Annotated in this window: 19 protein-coding genes; 14 read left to right on the top strand and 5 right to left on the bottom strand. The window is 68.8% G+C overall.

Annotated features, from left to right (window positions below):
* Window positions 1–6 precede the first annotated feature (6 nt).
* Together pcaC and ACFOYX_RS13465 are read left to right on the top strand one after the other, a co-directional pair.
* On the top strand, window positions 7–357 hold the full coding sequence (gene pcaC, locus ACFOYX_RS13470; RefSeq protein ID WP_369292979.1) for a 4-carboxymuconolactone decarboxylase: 351 nt from the start codon (window positions 7–9) through the stop codon (window positions 355–357).
* Window positions 354–1,139, top strand: a complete 786-nt coding sequence (locus tag ACFOYX_RS13465; RefSeq protein WP_322440860.1) for an IclR family transcriptional regulator — start codon at window positions 354–356, stop codon at window positions 1,137–1,139. The genes pcaC and ACFOYX_RS13465 overlap by 4 nt, the downstream gene beginning before the upstream one ends.
* A gap of 152 nt (window positions 1,140–1,291) precedes the next feature.
* On the opposite strand, the gene ACFOYX_RS13460 is transcribed toward ACFOYX_RS13465, so the two are convergent.
* The 5 genes from ACFOYX_RS13460 to ACFOYX_RS13440 form a co-directional block, all read right to left on the bottom strand.
* Entirely contained in the window at window positions 1,292–1,480 is a 189-nt protein-coding gene (locus tag ACFOYX_RS13460; protein ID WP_322440861.1) for a hypothetical protein, read from the bottom strand.
* Between the two features lie 125 nt (window positions 1,481–1,605).
* Window positions 1,606–2,304 (bottom strand): FadR/GntR family transcriptional regulator, encoded by a 699-nt coding sequence (locus ACFOYX_RS13455; RefSeq protein WP_322440862.1) that lies wholly within the window; start codon window positions 2,302–2,304, stop codon window positions 1,606–1,608.
* A 650-nt stretch (window positions 2,305–2,954) separates the two neighbouring features.
* A complete protein-coding gene (locus ACFOYX_RS13450; protein ID WP_369292978.1) occupies window positions 2,955–3,338 on the bottom strand; it encodes an STAS domain-containing protein in 384 nt (127 codons plus the stop codon).
* Between the two features lie 55 nt (window positions 3,339–3,393).
* Window positions 3,394–3,603 carry a hypothetical protein gene (locus tag ACFOYX_RS13445; protein WP_322440864.1) on the bottom strand — a complete coding sequence of 70 codons (210 nt, stop codon included), beginning with the start codon at window positions 3,601–3,603 and terminating at the stop codon, window positions 3,394–3,396.
* Window positions 3,604–4,127: 524 nt separating this feature from the next.
* Window positions 4,128–5,609, bottom strand: a complete 1,482-nt coding sequence (locus ACFOYX_RS13440) for an MFS transporter (protein ID WP_322440865.1) — start codon at window positions 5,607–5,609, stop codon at window positions 4,128–4,130.
* Between the two features lie 191 nt (window positions 5,610–5,800).
* Here ACFOYX_RS13440 and ACFOYX_RS13435 point away from each other — a divergent pair, with 191 nt between their 5' ends.
* The 12 genes from ACFOYX_RS13435 (at window position 5,801) to ACFOYX_RS13380 (ending at window position 19,753) form a co-directional block, all read left to right on the top strand.
* Window positions 5,801–6,568, top strand: coding sequence for an aspartate/glutamate racemase family protein (locus ACFOYX_RS13435; protein ID WP_322440866.1), 768 nt, complete (start codon window positions 5,801–5,803; stop codon window positions 6,566–6,568).
* Window positions 6,569–6,610: 42 nt separating this feature from the next.
* On the top strand, window positions 6,611–7,996 hold the full coding sequence (locus tag ACFOYX_RS13430) for an MmgE/PrpD family protein (protein ID WP_322440867.1): 1,386 nt from the start codon (window positions 6,611–6,613) through the stop codon (window positions 7,994–7,996).
* A gap of 4 nt (window positions 7,997–8,000) precedes the next feature.
* Window positions 8,001–8,726 (top strand): aspartate/glutamate racemase family protein, encoded by a 726-nt coding sequence (locus tag ACFOYX_RS13425; protein WP_322440868.1) that lies wholly within the window; start codon window positions 8,001–8,003, stop codon window positions 8,724–8,726.
* A gap of 111 nt (window positions 8,727–8,837) precedes the next feature.
* A complete protein-coding gene (locus ACFOYX_RS13420) occupies window positions 8,838–9,890 on the top strand; it encodes an enolase C-terminal domain-like protein (protein WP_322440869.1) in 1,053 nt (350 codons plus the stop codon).
* A 58-nt stretch (window positions 9,891–9,948) separates the two neighbouring features.
* Window positions 9,949–11,031, top strand: coding sequence for an extracellular solute-binding protein (locus ACFOYX_RS13415; protein ID WP_322440870.1), 1,083 nt, complete (start codon window positions 9,949–9,951; stop codon window positions 11,029–11,031).
* A gap of 228 nt (window positions 11,032–11,259) precedes the next feature.
* A complete protein-coding gene (locus ACFOYX_RS13410) occupies window positions 11,260–12,924 on the top strand; it encodes an iron ABC transporter permease (RefSeq protein WP_322440871.1) in 1,665 nt (554 codons plus the stop codon).
* Window positions 12,925–13,013: 89 nt separating this feature from the next.
* Entirely contained in the window at window positions 13,014–14,369 is a 1,356-nt protein-coding gene (locus tag ACFOYX_RS13405) for an MmgE/PrpD family protein (RefSeq protein ID WP_322440872.1), read from the top strand.
* 94 nt (window positions 14,370–14,463) lie between these two features.
* Window positions 14,464–14,673: a hypothetical protein gene (locus ACFOYX_RS13400; protein WP_322440873.1), complete on the top strand. Its 210-nt coding sequence runs from the start codon at window positions 14,464–14,466 to the stop codon at window positions 14,671–14,673.
* A 216-nt stretch (window positions 14,674–14,889) separates the two neighbouring features.
* Complete coding sequence (locus ACFOYX_RS13395) at window positions 14,890–16,020, top strand: thiolase family protein (RefSeq protein WP_322440874.1); 1,131 nt, start codon at window positions 14,890–14,892, stop codon at window positions 16,018–16,020.
* 22 nt (window positions 16,021–16,042) lie between these two features.
* Window positions 16,043–16,483 (top strand): OB-fold domain-containing protein, encoded by a 441-nt coding sequence (locus ACFOYX_RS13390; RefSeq protein ID WP_322440875.1) that lies wholly within the window; start codon window positions 16,043–16,045, stop codon window positions 16,481–16,483.
* A gap of 47 nt (window positions 16,484–16,530) precedes the next feature.
* Complete coding sequence (locus ACFOYX_RS13385; protein WP_322440876.1) at window positions 16,531–17,574, top strand: enolase C-terminal domain-like protein; 1,044 nt, start codon at window positions 16,531–16,533, stop codon at window positions 17,572–17,574.
* 31 nt (window positions 17,575–17,605) lie between these two features.
* The gene (locus ACFOYX_RS13380; RefSeq protein WP_322440877.1) at window positions 17,606–19,753 is read left to right on the top strand and encodes an acetate--CoA ligase family protein; all 2,148 of its coding nucleotides are present in this window, start codon (window positions 17,606–17,608) and stop codon (window positions 19,751–19,753) included.
* Window positions 19,754–19,764 lie beyond the last annotated feature (11 nt).

Raw genomic sequence — 19,764 nt, 5'->3', positions numbered from 1 at the left:
GCGGGCATGGCGGTACGCCGGCAGGTGCTGGGCGACGCGCACGTGGACCGCGCAGTCGCCGGCACGGACGAGTTCACCGCCGATTTCCAGGACTTCATCACCCGGTACGCCTGGGGCGAGATCTGGACCCGGCCCGGCCTGGACCGGCGTACCCGCAGCTGCATAACCCTCGCCGTTCTCGCCACCCTGCACCAAGACGAGGAGTTTGCGATGCACGTGCGTGCTGCGCTGCGTAACGGGCTGACTCCGCAGGAGGTCGGTGAGGTGCTGCTCCAGGTGGGCGTCTACGCCGGCGTCCCGGCCGCGAACCGGGCGTTCAAGGTCGCTCAACAGACCCTTCGTCAGGAGGCCGAATGAGCGAGGAGGCGGCGCGGAGCCCGGAATTCGTCCAGTCGCTGGAACGGGGGCTGGCGGTCATCCGGGCCTTCGACGCCGACCACCCGCAGCTCACCCTCAGTGAGGTTGCCCGGGCGACCGGGCTGACCCGGGCCGCCGCGCGCCGGTTCCTGCTCACCCTGGTCGACCTCGGCTACATGCGTACGGACGGCCGGCTCTTCACGCTGCGGCCGCGGATCCTCGAGCTCGGCTACGCCTATCTGTCGAGCCTGAGCCTGCCGGAGGTCGCGCAGCCGCACATGGAGGCACTGGTCGCGCAGGTCCACGAGTCGTGCTCGGTGTCGGTGCTCGACGGCGACGAGGTGGTCTACGTCGCCCGCGTCCCCACGAAACGGATCATGACGGTGGGGATCAGCGTCGGCACCCGCTTCCCCGCCTACGCCACCTCGATGGGACGGGTGCTGCTCGCCGCGCAACCGGCGGAGTGGCTGGACGACTACCTCGTCAAGGCCGACCTGCAGCGGTTGACCCGGCGCACGATCACGGACCCGGTGAAGCTGCGCGCGGCCCTGACGAGGATCGCCGCGCAGGGGTACGCGATCGTCGATCAGGAGCTGGAGGAGGGGCTACGGTCCGTGGCCGCGCCGATCCACGGCGAGGAGGGGTCGGTGATCGCTGCGGTCAACGTCTCCGCGCACGCCAGCCGCGGGTCCTCGGAGGTGATCCGCAAGGCGCTGTTGCCGCCGCTGCTGGCGGCCGCAAAGCGGATCGAGGAGGACCTGCGGGGCGGCGTGAGCCGATAGGACGTCCCTGACGTCCTCCCGACGGCGAGGGGTGGTGACCAGGGCTACGACAACGATCCGGTGCTGCCGCAGGCCTCGATGAGAAGCCCGATGCCAGATGCTCGGGGTGCCTGTCAGTGTCCGGTGGTGGCGGCCCTGGGGCGAACGGATCGTCAGTTCGACTGCGTGGTGGACTCGACGCCTCCGTCACCGCTCGGCGGCACCTCCATCGCTGCCGCCTCGGGCGGCCGCGTCGTCCGTGCATGGTGAAAGGCGTCGTGATCACCGTCTCGGGGACACGGCCAGCCGGTGCTTTCCGGGAAGGCGATGGCGCGGTCAAGAATGGCGACGAAGCGCCCCACAGACCAACCTCTCAGACCCATGTGCTGCCTCCTGACCGGGACCGGCAACGGCACCTACGTTCATAGATGACCGTCGGGCGGCGAGTCAATGGGCGACGGCAAGGCTTGGTCGGGCTTGTGCGGCCTCAGTGGGGCTCACTGAGCCGGTCGGCGGTGCGTTGCAGATGCTCGCGCATGATCGACCGGGCCCAGTCGACGTCGCGGGCGGCGATCGCGTCGATGAAGGCGCTGTGCTCCTCGGAGCCGCGGTGGCCCATGAGCGGCTCCACGACCTGTGCCTTCAGCAGCGACATGAGCAACGGACCGTGGAACGACTGCACGAGCATCTCGATGGCAGGGTTGTGCGTGCAGGCCGCCACCCGCACGTGGAAGTCGGCTGACATGGACATGACGTACTCACCCCGGTCGAGCGCCGCCTGTTGGCTGCGCACCATGTCGCGTAGCGCCACGATGTCCTCGTCGGTGGCGCGTTCGACGACCAGCGGAACGATGCCGAGTTCGAAGACCTGTCGTGCCTCGGTGACCTGGGCCGCGGTGAGCGGGGAGAGGTGGAGCAGGTCGGCGAGACCCGCGCCGATCTGCTGGGACGTCGGCGACGTCACGAACGCGCCGCCGCGCGCGCCGACGCGGATGTCGATCAGACCGCCAGCCTCCAGGACGCGAAGCGCCTCTCGCACAGTCACTCGGCTGACCCCGAACCGCTCGCACAGGTCTCGCTCACTGGGCAGCCGGTCCCCGGGCTTGAGCCGGCCCTGCCGCAGCAGCAGCTTCACCTGATCGACGATGGCCTGCGACACGCGGTTGAGCGACACGGCCTTGAACATGTCGACATCGCCGCCAGTGCCGGCATGCTCGGTCTTTCCGGATGTCATGAGGCTCGTCCTTCGCATTCGATGGCCCGTCTGTTCCTCGGTCCTAGGGCCTGACGGAAATAATGTCATACCACTCACCAACCTCTGCGACGGCTCGTGTATGCCCCGCTACCCGATGCCCGTTGTGAACCGACTTTCGCCCGCCCGGGTATGTGGCAGGATCCGGTGGATCAGAGGCTTCGCCGGGAAGGAGCCAATGGTATGATGGTTTGCACTCCGACGCCCTGGTGGGTGCCCACGCTCCTCCTCCCGGGCGTGGTCGTGCCCGCCGCCGCAGATAGCCAGCTCTGGCGAGTCGTCGGAAGGTCGAGAGGAAGACGAGATGCTCAGACCAGAGCTCAACGAGCTTTGACGTAGAGCGGTCCTGGGACGCCGATGGGTGAGATGTTTCGGCAGTACTGCGTGCTCGTCCCGGCCCCGCTTCCCAACCGTCCGCGACCCTGCCAGGTCCCCATGCCGGCGCTACCCGCGCACCACGTCCGCCAGCAATCGCCTTGCCGAATGCGGTCCTGCTCGGTATTGGCTCGTCCGGGCCGTTCCGGCCGGGCCGTCGAAAGCGTAGAAATGCCATCGCCGAGCACCACCGCGACCGGCGCGACCGATCACGCGTCTCTACGGCAGCAGCCATTCGCTGACTCACGGCCTACCCCAGCGGGCCGCGGCGGCCGGCCGGACGCGGCAAGGTCAACAGCGCCCAGCCATGTGTCAGGCGCGGCTGGTGTCGTCGGATTCGAGCAGGGGCAGGATGCCAGTGAGGGTGAGGACCTTGCGGACGTGGCCGGTGGGGCTGGGCTGATCAGGTTCAGGGTGCCGCCGGCGGCCGTGGCGTCGTGGTAGGCGGTGACGAGGACGCTGAGGAATGTCGAGTCGAGGAAGGTCAGCTGGGAGAGGTCGACGTCGACGACGGGATTAATCCGCAGGGTGGTGGTGAGCAGGTCGCGTAGCTGGTCGACGGCGGTGAGGTCGAGCTCTCCGGACAAAGCCACCACGGCACGTCCGGGTGGGTCTCGGCGTGCGCCTGCCACAGCTCGTCGCTGGTCATCAAGCCCTCCTGGGCAGTGCGGCAGTAACGGCGGCGGTCAGTCCGGTCGGCGTGTTGTCGAGCACCAGTCCCGCGGTTAGGTGCTGGGCGAGCCACGGGTCGCGGCGCCCCGGCCGGGTTGGCTCGGGCAGGGCGGGCAGCTGTTCGGGTATCCCGGGGCCGTGGTCGCTGACCTGGCAGGCGAGCTCGTCGCCGATTCGGCGCAGCACCAGCTGTCCTCTGCCGCCGCCATGGCGCACGGCGCTTGTGGTCAGCGTTCACTGCCAGCACGAAGTCCTCCAACCCCTCTCCTAGGAGGTCGGCGGCGGCGGCGGCGGTGACGGCGTGCCGCAACGTGGGCACCCGCCAGGTGTGGTCAGCGCAGCCAGCAACAGTGTCTCGTCGCCGTTGGCACTGACTACGGCCGGAGGTACCCCACCTGCTGTGCGTGCGCCGAGAACCGCCACTTCACTCGGGCGTGCGGTGCAATGTCTTCCTGGCTGCTGGTCGGGCGCCAAAGCAGTGGATGGCAGCTGGTGTGAGCGGGGCAGCAGCTAGCTCTCGGCCTACCGAGCGGTTACGGGTGAGCGTAGCTGCGCGTGGGTCGTGTCCCTGCGGGTTGAGCGGGTAGACCGTGGACTCGGATTCGATGGACCCGGTGTGGTGATCACACAGTATGATCAAGTTGTTGGTGCGCAGGTAGGCGGCGACTGTGCCGCTCGTGGGTGGGACACCGGCAACAGATCTTGAAGGGCTAGGTTGAGCCGGGTTTAAGGGTCGAAGCGGTTGGTTCCTCTGATGCGGACCTGCGCGCCATCCGCCAAGAGAGGGCGTCCATCATGTCGTCGCGGCGGGCCAGCAGGAGGAACACACCGCCGACCAGGGTGGCGAGACCGCCGAAGCCCAAGGCGTAGCGGGCACCCAGCCACTGTCCGATGTAGCCGACCGCCGGCGCGCCGACGACGGTGGTACCCTGCCAGCCGATCGACCACAGGGCCATGATCCGGCCGCGCATCTGCTCGATGGAATCGGTCTGCAGCAGCGTCTTGGTGACCGAGTTGAACGTCACGGCGCCGGCACCGACGAGGCCCAGCAGCGGGTAGGCGATCGCGAGGTTCGGAGCGGCCGCGGCGGCCAGGATGACCACGCCCCACAGGGCGGCCGAGACCGCGACGGCCCAGATGTTGACCGTACGGCGGCGGGCGGAGAGCAGGCCGCCGAGGATCGAGCCGGTGGCGAGGCTGGTGAACGCCCAGCCGTAGGCGCGGGAGTCACCCTGGAACGTCGTCGAGGTGAACAGCGGCAGGGTGACCTGGAACTCCCACGTAAAGGCACCGCTGACGGCGACCAGGATCAGTGGCGTGCGCAGGTGCGGCGTGCGCCGGACGTAATCGAGTCCGGCCCGGATCTGCCGCTTCGCGCGGATCTCGGGCGCTGACACGATCAGCTCGGACACCCGTAGCAGGTGCAGGCCCGTGATGGCGGCGATGTAGGTGGCCGCGTTGATGAGAAAGCACGCACCGACACCGAACGTGGCGATCAGCAGGCCGGCCGCTCCGGGGCCGACCACCCGGGCCGCGTTGACGAGGATCGAGTTGAGGGCGATAGCGTTGGCCAGGCGGTCCCGACCGACCAGCGTGCTGATGATCGTCTGCCGGGTGGGAGTGTCCACGATGTCGACAACGCCGACGGCCAGGATCAGCGCGGTCAGCGACCAGACCCCAATCGTGTGGGTGAGGGTCAGCCCCCCGAGCGCGGCCGCGATCAGAAGTTCGGCGGCGGCGGTGATCTGCAGCAGGCGTCGCTTGTCCCAGCGGTCGGCGACGAGCCCGCCCCAGGCGCCGAGCAGGAGCAGGGGAGCGTACCGGCAGGCCGTGATGAGCCCCAACGCGCCGCCGCTGTGGGTCAGGTTGAGCACGAGCCAGCCCACGGCGACGTTCTGCATCCAGTTTCCGGCGACGGAGATGCTCTGCCCCGCCATGAACACCCGGAAGTTGCGTACCCGCAACGACAAGAACATGCCGGAGCGCGTCCGCCGCAGCGGTTGGTCGGTCACGCGAGCGGGAGGCGGGGTCGGGTCATCGGCATGCGCCTCCAGGTCTCGTCTCATGGAGGAGGTATTACGCGGGGGACAAATGATAGTACTGTTTGTAGGCCTAACCAAATAGCCGTACGGGTGGGTCGCGGCGAGCGCGCTTGGTCGAACTGCCGGAAATTCCCGGAGAAGTGCGAACAATACTTTCTATGCGATTCCCGTCGGTGCGGTGCTGACCTGCGCATGCCCGCCTCGGCGCTCGTGCGTGCGCCCGCCGAACCGGTGATTCCGTACGGTCCCGCTGCTCCTCGACCTGTTTACGCGATGGTCAGTCCGTTATACAGTTCGATCTCGCGGGGCAGACTCGCCGGCTGAGTGCGCTGGAGGTACCGATGGCCCAACGTGTCGGCGCTGAGTTCGGCTGGCGAGCGCTGGTGGGATGGATCCACTCGTACGGCATGCTCCACTCGACCCCGCTCGATCTCTACCGGATCGTTCCCGACGGCTACGGCTTCCTGTTCACGACGCTCGGCAAGAAGGACCAGTCGGCCGAGGAGACCGACGCGGCGCTCGGGCGGCTGCTGGAGACCGCGCAGCTGCTCGCGGCCAACGGGGCGGAGTTCTTCTGTATCAACAGTTCTCCGATGGTCACGCATGGCGGCCCCGGGGCGGACCTGCGCCTGATCGCGTCCATCCGCGAGGCCACCGGCCGTCCGGGCACCACCACGACCACGGCGGCCATGCGAGCCATGCGGGCCATGGGGATCACGAAGATCGCCATGTGCAGTCCATACCAGGCGCGCAATGCCAAGCTCATTGCCTTCCTAGAGGCGAACGGCTTCGAGGTCGTCGGTTCCTATGGCATGACGGAGGAGCTGACCCACATCCACCGCCTGCCGGGCGAGGTCGCGTACCGCGTCGGGCGCGAGGCATTCCGCGCCGCGCCCGGCGCCCAGGCCCTGTACATGGCTGGCGGCCGGCTGCGCGCCATCGACGTGATCGAGGAGCTGGAGACGGACCTGAAGGTCCCGGTCATCGCCAGCACCCCGGCCATCGTCTGGGAGGTACTGCACTACTTCGGCACCACCACACCGATCGACGGCTTCGGGCGCCTACTGTCCGAGTTCCCGGCGCTCGCCGAGGGGGACCGCCAGCACTGACGCCGCACCGGCCACCCGCGACCGACCATGGAGGAGCGCCCAGTGCCATCGGTTCTCGAACGACTGGCAGACATCGTTGCCGGCGTCCCGCCCGAGCAGCTGCCCGACGAGGTCGTGCACGAGGCCGGCCGGCGGCTGCTCGACGCCATCGGATGCATGCTCGGCGGCTCGGCGGCCGGACCCGTGCGAGCCGCCTTCGACGCGGTGGGTACGACGGCCGGTCCGGCCACCCTGGTCGGCGACGGCCGCCGCGCCTCCGTCGCCGACGCCGCGCTCGCCAACAGTACGGCTCTGCGGTACCTGGACTATATGGACGGGCATCCCGGGCCGTACCCCTGCCACCCGTCGCTGCTCGTCCCGGCCGTGCTGGCGGCGGCCGAGTCCCACCGGGCCGGCGGCCGCCAGCTCGCCCTCGCGATAGCGTTGGGCTACGAGGTCGACATCCGGATGCAGCTCGGTTCCGGCGACCCCGACATCACCGCACATGGGTGGAGCGGAAGCACGAACCTGGCCGTGGCGGTGCCGTCAGCGGTGGCGGGGATCTTCGGACTGTCCCGCGACGAGCTCGTCCACGCCCTGGCCATCGCGACCGTCCACGGACCCACGCTCGGTGCGAGCGGCCGAGGCCAGATGGCGCCGAGCAAGTCCTGTGTGGACGGCATGGTGGCGCAGTCGGCGATCACGGCGGCCCTCCTCGCCCGGCACGGCATGCGTGGCAAGGTGACGGCGTTCGAAGGTGAGGACGGTTTCCTCAACGGTGTCGCCGGGCGGTTCGACGAGGAGGTACTCCTCGGGCCGATCGACCACTTCCGGATCCTCGACGCCTACACCAAGCAGTACAACGCGGTGAAGTGCGCGCAGTCGGCGGTAGGTTCCGTGGTCGCGTTGCGCGAAAGTGTGGCCGGCCGGTGGGACGAGGTGGACCGGATCATCCTGCGGCTCGCCGAACGCGACTGGCGTAACCAGTCGGACGACGTGGAGGCCCGCCGCCGACCGGGCAACCGCGACACGGCCAACCACAGCGTCGTCTACTGCCTCGCCGCGGCGGCCATCGACGGACATCTGCAGGCCGAGCAGTTCGGCCCGGACCGGCTCGCCGATCCCCGCATCCACGCGCTCATCGATCGTACGGTTATCGCGCCGGACCCGGAGCTCACCTCGTACTGGCCGAAGGCGAACCCGGCCTCCGTGGAGATCCGCCTGCGCTCCGGCGAGACGTTCACGCACACGACCATCTACTTTCCCGGTCATCCGCGCAATCCCATCCGCGACGAGGAACTCGAGGCGAAGTTCCGGTCGCTCGCGACGCCGGTGGTGGGCGCCGAGCGCGCCGGCACGATCGTCGAGCAGGTGCGGCGGCTGCCGGAGCTGACCGAGGTCGGGGGTCTGCTTGCCTTGTTGTCACCGGGTTCTGGTGTGGAGGCTTGATTCGATGCGTGTGCTGCTGATTATGAACGGATCCCGGGCCCGGTACGCGGGCGGCGCGGACGAGGCACGGTTGCGCGTGTGGCAGCCGTACTGCGCGCCGGGAACTCAGCTCGAGATCGGGTATCTGCCCGATGAGGACAGCAGCGGCGGAGTCGCGCGCAACTACGAGTTCGGCACGGCCGACGCGGCGACCAGGCAGGCCGTGCTGTACCCCGACCGCTGTGCGCAGGCCGAGCAGGAGGGGTACGACGCGGTCATCATGCACTGCTGCTCGGATCCCGGGCTGGAACGGGCCCGCGCCCGGGTCTCGATTCCGGTGATCGGGCCGGGCGAGGCGACGTTGCGGGCCGGCGCGATGCTCAGCCGCGCGATCGGGATGACGGTGCCCAGCGACAAGTCGGTGAAGCACCATCGCGAACAGGTCACCGAGCTCGGGCTCGACGACCGGTTGCTCGGCATCGAACCGATCAACCGTCCGATCGGCGCGTACGCCCGACAGGATCCGCGGGCGATGACCGATGCGCTGGTCGCGGCGGCGCAGCGGCTGGTCGACCGTGGTGCCGATGTCATCTGCCCGACCGGCCTCGCGTTCATCCCGGTCCGGGTCGCGGCGGCCGAGGTCGCCCGCCGGATCAGAGTTCCGGTGTTGGATCCGGCTCTGCTCGCCGTACGCGCGACGGAGACACTGGTCGCTTCGGTAGCCGCGGCCCGGACTCCTCCGCTCGGCTGACACCCAAGCGCCATCCGGTTCTCCCGCGCGGAACACTCTTGACCCCTTGTGATAATGGTCATACGGTTATACCTAACTCACCGAGCATTCAATGTGGCCAGGGAGGCGATCGTGCGGATCGACGCAGTACGCGTCCTGGCCCGGACGATGCAGCGGGTGGACCCGCAATGGCGCACGTCGTCGTACAAGGCTTCAGAAGTGGGCGGTGTGTACTTCGCGGTCGAGGCCGGAGGCCAGGTCGGCGTCGGCGCCTCCGCGGCCCATCCGCGCCGGCTCACCATCGAGGAACTGACCAACCAGCTCAACGACGTCGCCGCTGCCCTCACCCACCAGCCGCTCGAGCAGGCCCGGCGCATCCTCGGCGGCCGGCCGTTGGCCGGGCGCGCGTCCATCGCAGTCGACCTCGCCCTGCACGACCTCGTCGGGCGGCTCGCCGGGTTGCCGGCCGAGACGTTGTGGGGCGGGCCGGTCCGTGACCGGATCAACCTCGTCCGGATGGTCGGCATCAAGGAACCGGAACTCCTCGTCGACGCCGTACGTCCGCTGTACGACACCGGCGTACGGGCCTTCAAGCTCAAGGTGGGCGACGGGGTCGAGCGCGACATCGACCGGGTGCGCCGGGTCCGCCAGGAGTTCGGCGAGTCGTTGACGCTGATGATTGACGCGAACGGCGCGTACGACCGCGAGAACGCGCTGGCGCTCTGCCAGGGCCTCGGCGAGCTGGACGTCCATTGCGTCGAACAACCGCTGCCGTACCGCGACTTGGCGGGGATGACTGAACTGCGGGCCAAGTCTCCCGTCCGGCTCATGGCCGACCAGATGGTCGAGAGCGCGGACGACGTGGTGCGGGTCGCCCACGCCGGCGGCGCCGACATCGTGTCTTTGAAGCTCACCAAGATGGGCAGCGTCGACGAGTGTGTTCGCGTCGCCCATGTCTGTGCCGCCACGGGGCTCGGCGTCCACCTCGGTGGCTGCGCCGCGCCCGGGATCGTCGACAGCGCGTTGACCCGTCTCGCGTTGTCGACCCCCGATATCGACATCTTCGCCGAGGTCGGCGAATCGTCAGCACTGGTCGATGACCAGGTGCTCGGAGTCGTCTACACCGGCGAGTACGCCACCAGCGACGGAAACCCAGGGCTCGGCGGCATCCCACCGGTCCTCTGATCAGCCCCCGCGTGTGGTCGCGCCGCCGCCCTTACTCAGCACTGATTGGAGGAACTGAATGAGCAGTCCCGACAGCTCAGGACACGCAACGAAGCGGCGGCTCGCCGCGCTGCTGCCGGTCACCGGTGTCTGCCTGTTGGTCACGGCGTGCGGCGGCTCGACGCCCGTATCCACGACTCCCGCAGAGAACCTCAACGACAAGACCGTCGACCAACTCTACGAGGGAGCCAAGAAGGAAGGCACGCTCGTCCTCTACGCCGCCGACTCCGGCAAGGACCTCATTCCGGGCTTCGAGAAGCAGTACCCCGGAGTCAAGGTCCAGTACTTCCAGCAGCAGGGTGAGCAGTCGGCGGCGAAGGCGGCAGCCGAAGCCCGCGCCGGCGTATATAACGTCGACGTCATCGACACCGAGCAGAACACGAGCTACTCGCTGTCGCAGACCGGTCTTCTCGCGAAGTACAGCCCGCCCGCGGGCGCCGATGTCGACGCCAAGTACAAGACCCCGTACTTCACCGGCTACCGGGTGCAGCTGAAGCCGATCGCGTACAACACCAAGCTGGTCGCGACGGCCGACGTACCCAAGAGCCTCGACGACCTGAGCGACCCGAAGTGGGCGAACAAGATCTGCGCCGAGCCCAGCGAGGTGTCGGTCTTCGCCGACATGGTGCAGGACCTCGGCCAGGACCAGACCGAGCAGTACTGGAAGACGCTGACGTCGCACGGCCTGCGGTTTGTCAGCGGCCAGACCAACCTGGTCCAGTCCGTCCTGAGCGGCGACTGCCCGGTGGCCGTCTCGGCCAACCTGCACACCGTCGCCAAGAACGCCGCGAAGGGCGCGCCGATCGGTTGGGTGAAGACCGATCCGCTGTACGGCAACTACGGCGCCGTCAACGTCGCGGCCAAGGCCCCACACCCGTACGCGGCCCGGCTGTGGGCGAACTACGTGCTCTCGCCGGTGGGCCAGCAGGTCGTCATCGACGCCTACCGCGTGCCGTCGAACCACTCGGTGGCGCCGAAGGAGCCCGAGTTGGCGGACAACAGGTACAACGCCGTCGTGGCCGGCGACGAGGTGATGAAGAACTTTTCGAAGTACAACACCCTCTACTACACCACCACCGGTCGGCCCGTCACCGGCGGCTGATCCTCGGTCGCAACCGCGGGGTCGGGGGGTCTCCCGGCTCCGCGGACCGGCATAGCCAAGGGCGCGGTCTGGTTGGTGGTGCTCTTGGTCCGCCGGGTTGCCGGCACGCGCGAAGGTTGGAGCACGATGATCGTGGGAACGACAACTGCAGAGGACCATGCTGAAACCGCTTCGCCCGAAGTCGACCGCCGCCCGGACGGCGGTCACGGCCGCCGGTTCCGACTCCCGGTGAAGTTCGACATCAGTTGGCTCGTACCGCTGGCGATCGCGGTCCTGATCGGATACCTCACGGTCGTACCGATCGTCATGATGATCCGCGACAGCCTCCGGGACGCGAACGGAGCATTCGGGCTCGACAACTACAAGCTCATCCTCACCAGCCACACCTCCTGGTCCCTCATTGGACAGTCGGTCGTGTTCGCGCTCGGCGCGACCCTGTTCGGTACCGCGGTCGGTGCCGTCCTGGCCTGGCTGGTCGAACGCACCAACGTTCCCGGCCGCCGCATCTTCTACGTTGCCGCCCTGGTGCCGCTCATTATCCCGGGATCGCTGTCGACGTTCGCGTGGGTGCTGCTGCTCAGCCCGAACGTCGGCTGGATCAACGTGGTCATCAAGGACATCACCGGCCTCGACAAGGCACCGCTGAACGTCTACAGCATGCCGGGCATGATCTTCGTCGAGGGCCTGCACCTGAGCTCGTTGGCCTTCCTGCTCATCGCGGCCGCGCTGCGGTCGATGGATGCGTCGCTCGAGGAGGCGGCGTCGTCCTCGGGCGCCCGGATACTGACCACGGCCCGCCGTATCACCATGCCGCTGTTGCTGCCGGCTCTGGCCTCGACCCTCCTGCTCGGCCTCGTGCGGGCCATCGAAGGGTTCGAGGTGCCGGCCATGCTGGGTCAGCCCGCGCGCATCTACGTCCTCACCAGCCAGATCTACCTGGCACTCAACACGTTCCCCATCAACCTCGGTGTGGTCGGCACGTACTCGACCCTGCTGTTCATCGTCGCCGCGGTCGGCGTGATCTTCTACCTGCGGCTGCTCGCCCGCGGCGGCTACAGCACGGTGACCGGCAAGGGATTCCGCCCGCGCGTCATCGACCTCGGCCGGTACCGGTACGTGGCGTTCGTCTTCGCTCTGTTCTACGTCGCGCTGCTGTGCCTCCTGCCGGCCGTGATCATGATCTGGTCGTCGTTCCTGCCGTTCTACGCGGCACCCAGCGGCGAGGCGATGCACCTGTTGACACTGTCGAACTACCGCACGTTGTTCTCCGACCCCATCGCGTTGCAGTCGGCGCGCAACAGCCTGATCCTCGGACTCGGCGCGGCGACCATCGTGGTCCTGCTGAGTGCGGTGTCGTCGTGGATCACCGCCCGTACCCGGATCAAGGGCCGGCAGCTGCTGGACGTGGCCGCGTTCCTGCCCATCGCGATTCCCGGGCTCGTGCTCGGCGTCGCGATGATCGACCTCTACGCGGCGTCGCCTCTGCACATCTACGGCACCATCTTCGTACTCATCATCGCCTTCGTGATCCGCTTCCTGCCGTACGGCATGCGTGCCAGCTCGGCCAGCATCGTGCAGCTCCACACCGAGCTGGAGGAGGCGGCCATGGTGTCCGGTGCCCGCTGGCTGCAGCGGTTCCGGCGGGTCGTCCTGCCGTTACTACGGCCCGGACTGTTCGCGGCCTGGATCTACGTCTTCATCGTCTCCACCCGCGAGATGTCCTCGGCCATCATCCTGTCCAGCCAACAGAACATCCCGTTGGCTGTCCTGATCTACAACCTCTACACGAACGGCAACTACACCGCCCTGTCCGCGCTCGGGGTCTGCATGATTCTCGGACTTTCCCTGCTGGTCGCCCTGTTCCAGCGACTCGGTGGCCGCCTGACGGCCTGACCGGCGACGGCATAGCCATGGTGACGGGCGGCCGTCACCTGGCGGACCAGTCAGGCGGCGGGCCACCGCCCACTCGGCAAAGGAGAAGCATGACTGACGCACCTGCCGCGACCCGACAGCTGGCCGAGTACGCGGCCACGGTCACCGCCGACGACATTCCGGTCGAGGTCACCGAGGCGGCCAAGCTGGTGGTGCTCGACACCGTGGGTGTGGCGATGGCCGCGGTCGACTTTCCCATCGGGCGGATCCTCACCGACTATGCCGCCGCGATGGGCGGCGCACCCGCGGCCCGGGTGCTCGGTACCGACCTGGCGACGTCGCCCCAGCTCGCCGCTCAGATCAACGGCACGCTCGCCCACGGCCTCGACTACGACGACCACGGACACCTCAGCACGCACGTCCTGCCGGCGGCGCTGGCGGTCGGGGAGTCCCTGGGCTCGTCCGGCGCCGACCTTCTCACCGCGTACGTGGTCGGGCGCGAATGTGGGTACCGCCTGTCGTCCGTCATCGAGGCCAAACGCAAGCAGAAGCAGGGGCCGACCTACCGGGGCTGGTACCGCGTCGGCGTGGTCGGACCGGTGGCGGCCGCGGTCGCGGCGAGCCGGATGCTGGGACTCGACCCTGAACGGACGCGTTACGCCATCGGCATCGCGAGCTCCAGCTCGGGTGGGCTGCGCCGCAACCTCGGCACGATGACGAAGGCCCTGCACGCGGGCAACAGCGCGGCCGCCGGGGTCACCGCGGCGATGCTGGCCGCGCGTGGCTTCACCGCCGACGCGGAAGCCATCGAAGGCCCGCTGGGGCTCGTGAACGCGATCTGCCTGCCGGGCGAGGCCGAGTGGGTCCCGCTCGCCCGCCTCGGCGCGCCGTACGAGCTGTCGCAGAAGCTGGGGGTCAAGTACTTCCCGGCCTGCAGCCCGAGCCACAAGCCGTTGGCGGCGATGCTGAAGTTGCGCCGCGACCACGCCATCGACCCGGCCCGAGTGGCGTCGATCGAGGCGGATCTGCACGAGTTCTCGCTCCGGCGGCTCGATCCTGCTGAGGCGATCGCGACTGGGTACAGCCTGCCGTACCTGCTCGCCATCGCGTTGGTCGATGGCCGGGTCGGGCCCGACCAGGTGAACGGGGACCGGCTGCACGACCCGGTCGTCCGGCAGCTGATGGCGAAGGTCGTCGCCGATCCCGACGCGGCCCCGGCGGGTGCGCCGGAACGGGTGACGATCCGCCTTGACGACGGCACGGTGCTCACCGCCGAGTGCGGGTGCAAGCCGGACCTCAGCGAACCCGGAGAGATCGCCGCGAAGTTCGACGACTGCGCCGGGCGGCGGTTGGACCTGCACGGCGTCACGCAACTCAAGGAGGCCATCCTGGACCTGGGCGCGGTAGCCGACGTCCGGGACCTGACGGCCATGACAACAGGGACGGCCGGGTCGGGTCCATGTTGATCATGGACCCGGCGGGCATCGACCTGTCCGGCGGGCGGCAGCAGCACCTGGTGCTGGCCCGCGCCCTGGTGACGGAACCGCCCCTGCTGCTGCGATGCAGGCCCGCGTCATGGCGGTGCACGGCTTCGTCTTCCTGGGCACAACGATCGGGATGCCCATCGCCGGGTGGATCTGCGACGTCGCCGGGCCACGTGCCGGCATGGCGACCGCCGCCGTCTCCGCGCTAGCGGTCGCGGCGCCGCTGCCCGGGCTGCGGCAGGTGCCTATCTCGGATGTGGCACTGGACACGCAGCCCCCGCCCTAATAGGTTAATGGCCAGACCATTCACACGATCCGGATCCGGGGACGCGCAGCGCGGACGTCCTGCGCGCGGCGGCGCACCGGCCCCGGCCCGAGGGCTGCTTCGCGTGGACGGTCCAGCATTCCGAGCCTCCAACTGAAGAATCCTGAGGAGAACTGAATGTCAACACGCAACAGGATCGCTGTGGTCGGATTGGCTGAGGTCCATCCGCCACAGGGGATGAGCCAGCGCATGATGGCGAGCGAGGCGACGCGCCTGGCCGTCGAGGATGCCGGTCTGAAGATCAGCGACATCGACGGTGCGATCGACCTGCGGCGCACCGGTGGCGGTGGCGACCGCGCCAGCTACAGCGACACCTTCACCCGGTTCCTCGGAATGCAGGCGCAGTTCTACTTCACGATCGGCCGTGGTGGCGCGCTCGCCGGCCTGGCGACGGCTGCCGCGACCGGCTTCCTGGACCGCGGCCTGGCCAACTACGTGGTCTGCGTCGGCGCCGTCGACGACTGGTCGAAGGCCGAGCAGACCAAGAAGCAGGGCCACCGCGGCATGCAGCACGCGGAGAAGGAGGGCTACTGGGGCAAGCCGCTCGGTGACCTCCGGGCCGCGAGCCATCACAGCTGGATGGCCGCCCGCCACATGGCCGAGTACGGCACCACCAGCGAACAGCTCGGCGCGATCTCCGTCGCCCAGCGCGCGTGGGCCTGCCTCAACCCCGACGCCAAGATGTACGGCCGCCCGATCACCATCGAGGACCACCAGAACTCCCCGCGGGTCGTCGAGCCCTACCACCGCCTCGACTGCAGCCTGATCTCCGACGGCGGGATCGCGTTCATCCTCACCACCGAGGAGCGCGCCAAGGATCTCAAGCAGCAGCCGATTTGGGTCTCCGGTCAGGGCTTTGGTGAGATCGCCGCGTCGTACTGGTGGGAGAAGAAGAACCTCACCCACATGGCGGTCGCTCCCGCCAAGCAGAAGGCCTTCGCGCAGGCCGGCATCACCCTGAACGACATCGACGTCGCGCAGCTCTACGACTGCTTCACCGGCGAGGTGCTCCTGCAGCTGGAGGACTACGGCTGGGCGGAGAAGGGCCAGGGCGGCAAGTACGTCGAGTCCGGCGCCACCGCGCCCGGCGGCCACGGCATCCCGGTGAACACCGGTGGCGGCCTGCTCTCGAACTGGCACCTCGGCGACCTCGTCGGCTACGCCGAGGCCGTCCAGCAGCTGCGCGGCACCGCGGGCGACCGCCAGGTCAAGGACGCCAAGGTCGCCCTGACCACGGGGCACGGCGGCGAGCTCGTCTCGCCGAGCATGTGCTCGATTCACACCAGCACGATCCTGACGGTGGACTGACATGACGAACGAAGGCGTAACGGTGACCGAACCCAAGAAGTGGAACAAGCCGCGCCCGAACATCGACGCCGACAGCGCCGAGTTCTGGGAGGGCCTCAAGCGCCACGAGCTGCTGCTGTGGACCTGTGAGGAGTGCGGCGCGGCGTATTGGCCGAAGTGCTACTGCCGCAATCACGAGAACAAGCCGTTCGCAGCGAACCTGTCCTGGAAGCCGTCCAGCGGGTACGGCCGGATCTTCGCGATGAACCGGCACGAGTACGCGTTCCACGCCGGCTTCAAGGAGGACGTGCCCTACTTCTACGCCCTCGTCGAGCTCGACGAGGGCCCGGTGATCAGCTCCACGATCATCGGCGAGCAGCCAACCGACCCAATCAAGGACATCGGCCGGCGCGTGAAGATCGCCTTCGAGGACCACCCCGAAGAGGGCTTCACCCTGCCCCGCTTCGAACTGGTCGCCGAGTAACCGTGACCTCGACGGAGGAGGTTACGGCGGCCATTCGGGACGTCCGCGTGAGCCGGGTCGTCATGCCCAAGGACGACCCGACCTGGCGGTTCGCGCTGGGCGCCCGCGCCGAGTCCGTCGGCATCCTGCTGGAAATGCAGGATGTCGACGGGCAGATCGGGCTCGGGTACGCCTCCGAGGTCCCGCACCTGGGCTACAACATCGACGTCATGGAGGCCGTGGTCCGCTCGCAGGTCCCGGCGATCCTCGCCGCCGGCCCGCTGGACCGGCGCAGCCTGGTCGGCTCGCCGTGGAAGCAGCAGCTGCCGGCGCCCGTCCGCTCGCTGCTGGACATGGCGTGGCACGACCTGGTCGGCAAGATCGTCGGCGTCCCGCTGTACCGGCTGCTCGGCGGCGCGGAGAACGTCAGCCTGCGGGTCAACCGCATCCTGGCGCTGAAGACCCCGGACGAGATGGCCGCGGTCGCCGCCGGCCTGGCCGCCGAGGGCTACGACCACTTCAAGATCAAGGTCGAGAACAGGCCGCAGTCGCTGGACATCGCCCGCGTCGCCGCGATCCGCGAGGCGGTGGGCGACAAGGCCGTCATGACCGTCGACGCCAACCAGAGCTACACCGCCAAGGAGGCGGTGACGTTCGGGCAGGCAATCCACAAGTACGGCGTGCAGGTCTTCGAACAGCCCGTCCCGCAGCGCGACATCGACGGGCTGCGCTGGGTGCGCGAGCGCTCCGATCTGACCATCGAGGCCGACGAGGCCGCCGACTCGCTCGAGGCGGTCGTCGCGATGCTGCGCAAGGACGCGGTCGACGCGGTCTCGCTGAAGCTGTCCAAGCTCGGCGGCATCGACTCGCTGCTGCTGGCCGCCAACCTCTGCGCGGCCCACGGCATTCCCTCGCGCATCGGCGCGCACGTCGGCAGCCGGATCATGAACGCCGCCGCCCTGCACGCCGCCGCCGCGCTGCCGCACCTCGAACCGTTCGCCGAACTCGGCGAGTTCGCCCGCCTCCAGAACGACTGCGCCACCGGGCTCGAGGTGGTCGACGGCGGGATCACTGTTCCGACCGCTCCCGGGCTCGGCGTCAGTCTCGTCTGAGTACCGACCGCCCCAACCGAACAGGACGACCATGGCATCCCCGACCGCGACCGAAACTCCCGCCGCCCGACCGCTGGACCCGATGGCGCTGCTCAACGTGAGCAGTGCCGCGGTGGTCGGAGCCTCGCCCGGCAAGCACTACTCCACCAGCGTGATCGCCAATCTGCTGCAGTTCGGCCTGCCGGCCGAAAAGGTCATGCCGATCAACCCGAAGTACGACGAGATCGACGGACTGCGCTGCCACGCGAGCCTCGCCGACCTTCCCGGACGGCCCTCGCTCGTCGTGTCCCTGGTCGGGGTGGAGCGCGTCGACGCCGTCCTCGATGACGCCATCGAGGCTCAGGTGCCCGCGATGCTGGTCATCGCCGACGGCTACTCCGAGATGGGTGCTGAGGGCACCGCCCGGCAGGCGCGCCTGGCCGATAAGGCGGCCCGCCACGGGGTGACCCTGCTTGGGCCGAACAGCCTCGGCTACGTCGCCCCCTCCCGCGGCGTGGCGGCCTGGGTCGGCGGCCGGGTCCCCGAGCGCCTGACGGCGGGCCGGGTCTCCCTGGCGTTCCAGTCCAGCGGCATGCTCAACCTGGTCCTGAACCAGGTCGCCCACCGTAGGATCGGCCTGGCAGCCGCGGTCTCGGTCGGCAACGAGGCCGTCATGGACCTGGCCGACTTCATCCGCGCCTTCGCCGACGACGCCGAGACCGACGTCCTCGGCATCGTCCTGGAGAGCACGACCCGGCCGCGGGCGCTGGCCCAGGCGCTGTTACACGCCAACCAGGCCGGCAAGACCGTCGTCGTGCTCAGTATCGGCAAGTCCGAGCGGGGCATGAAGAACGTCTCCTCACACGCTGGCCGCATGGCCACGTCGGGCCGTGTGTGGTCCGCGCTGTTCCGTCAGGTCGGCGCTCTGGTCGTCGACGACCTCACCGACTTCATGGAGACCGTCGCCCTCACCGCCGGCCTGTCGGCAGAGGCTCGCGGCGGTGGGCTCGCGTTGGCCACCATCTCCGGCGGCGACTGCGGCCTGCTCAGCGACATGGCCGAGAACCTCGACCTCGAGCTCAGCGACGTCACGCCCGAGACCCAGGCGATCCTGGACGAGCAGCTGTCTCGGACGAACATCCTGGCCAACCCGCTCGACGTCCGGAACACGCGGACGTCCGCGCCGAAGGTGTTCTGGGCGAGCCTGGCGGCCCTGGCCGCCGACCCGAACATCGCGACCGTCGCACTGCGGCTCAACCTCGCCCTCGCACCGACCAAGCAGCACGAGGAGATGTACACCCGGGTAGCCGAGCACATCCGCGCCAACGGCGCCGAATGCGTCTTCACCTCCCGCGTGACGGAGACGTCCTCGGAACGCTGGTTCGATCTGTTCGCCGAGCTCGGGACGCCGTTCCTCACCAGCTACGACGGCGCGCTCAAGGCGTTCGCCAACCTGCAGCACCACCGCCGCGACGCTCACTACGTCAACGAGGACGGCGCCTTCACGGCGCTGCCCGAGGTGGTGGCCGAGATGCCCGAGACGCAGCCGCTGTCCTGGCAGCAGACCATGGACTGGGTCGGCCGCACCGGCATGTCCTTCACCAGGACGGTCCAGGCCATGAGCGTCGCCGAGGCGGTCGAGGCGACCGCGACGATGACGTTCCCCTTGGTCGCGAAGGGCATCGTCCCGGGCGTCGCGCACAAGAGCGACCTGAAGCTGGTCGAGCTCAACATCGCCGACGTCGAGGACCTCGAGGCTCGCGTGACCGCGCTGTTCGAGCGCATGGCCGGCCTGGCGGTGACCGACGAGTTCGCCGTCGAGATCCAGGAGATGGCCGGCGGCGGTGCCGAGTTCTTCCTCGGCATGCACTCGGACCCGATCCTCGGCCGGATCATGTCCTTCGGCCTGGGCGGCATCTTCCTGGAATTGCTGCACGACGTCGCCTACGCCGTACCGCCGGTGTCCGCCGCGCAGGCGACGGCGCTGCTGCAGACGCTGCGCGGCTGGGACGTTCTGCAGGGCGCCCGGGGGCAGGAGCCGCGGGACGTTGCAGCGCTCGCCGACGTCATCGCGACCGTGTCCGCGGCCGTCGCCGACCCCGATTCGACCGTCTCAAGCTTCGACTTCAACCCTGTCCTGGTGATGCCCGCCGGCAGCGGCGTCGTCGCCGTAGACGCGTACGTCGAGGGCACCAAGTAACCCGCTATTCC

It is taken from the genome of Micromonospora sp. GCM10011541 (assembly GCF_042650725.1).
GTDB lineage: Bacteria > Actinomycetota > Actinomycetes > Mycobacteriales > Micromonosporaceae > Micromonospora > Micromonospora sicca.
Note: the sequence above shows the minus strand (reverse complement) of the source record. Positions and strands in the feature narration are given on the sequence as shown.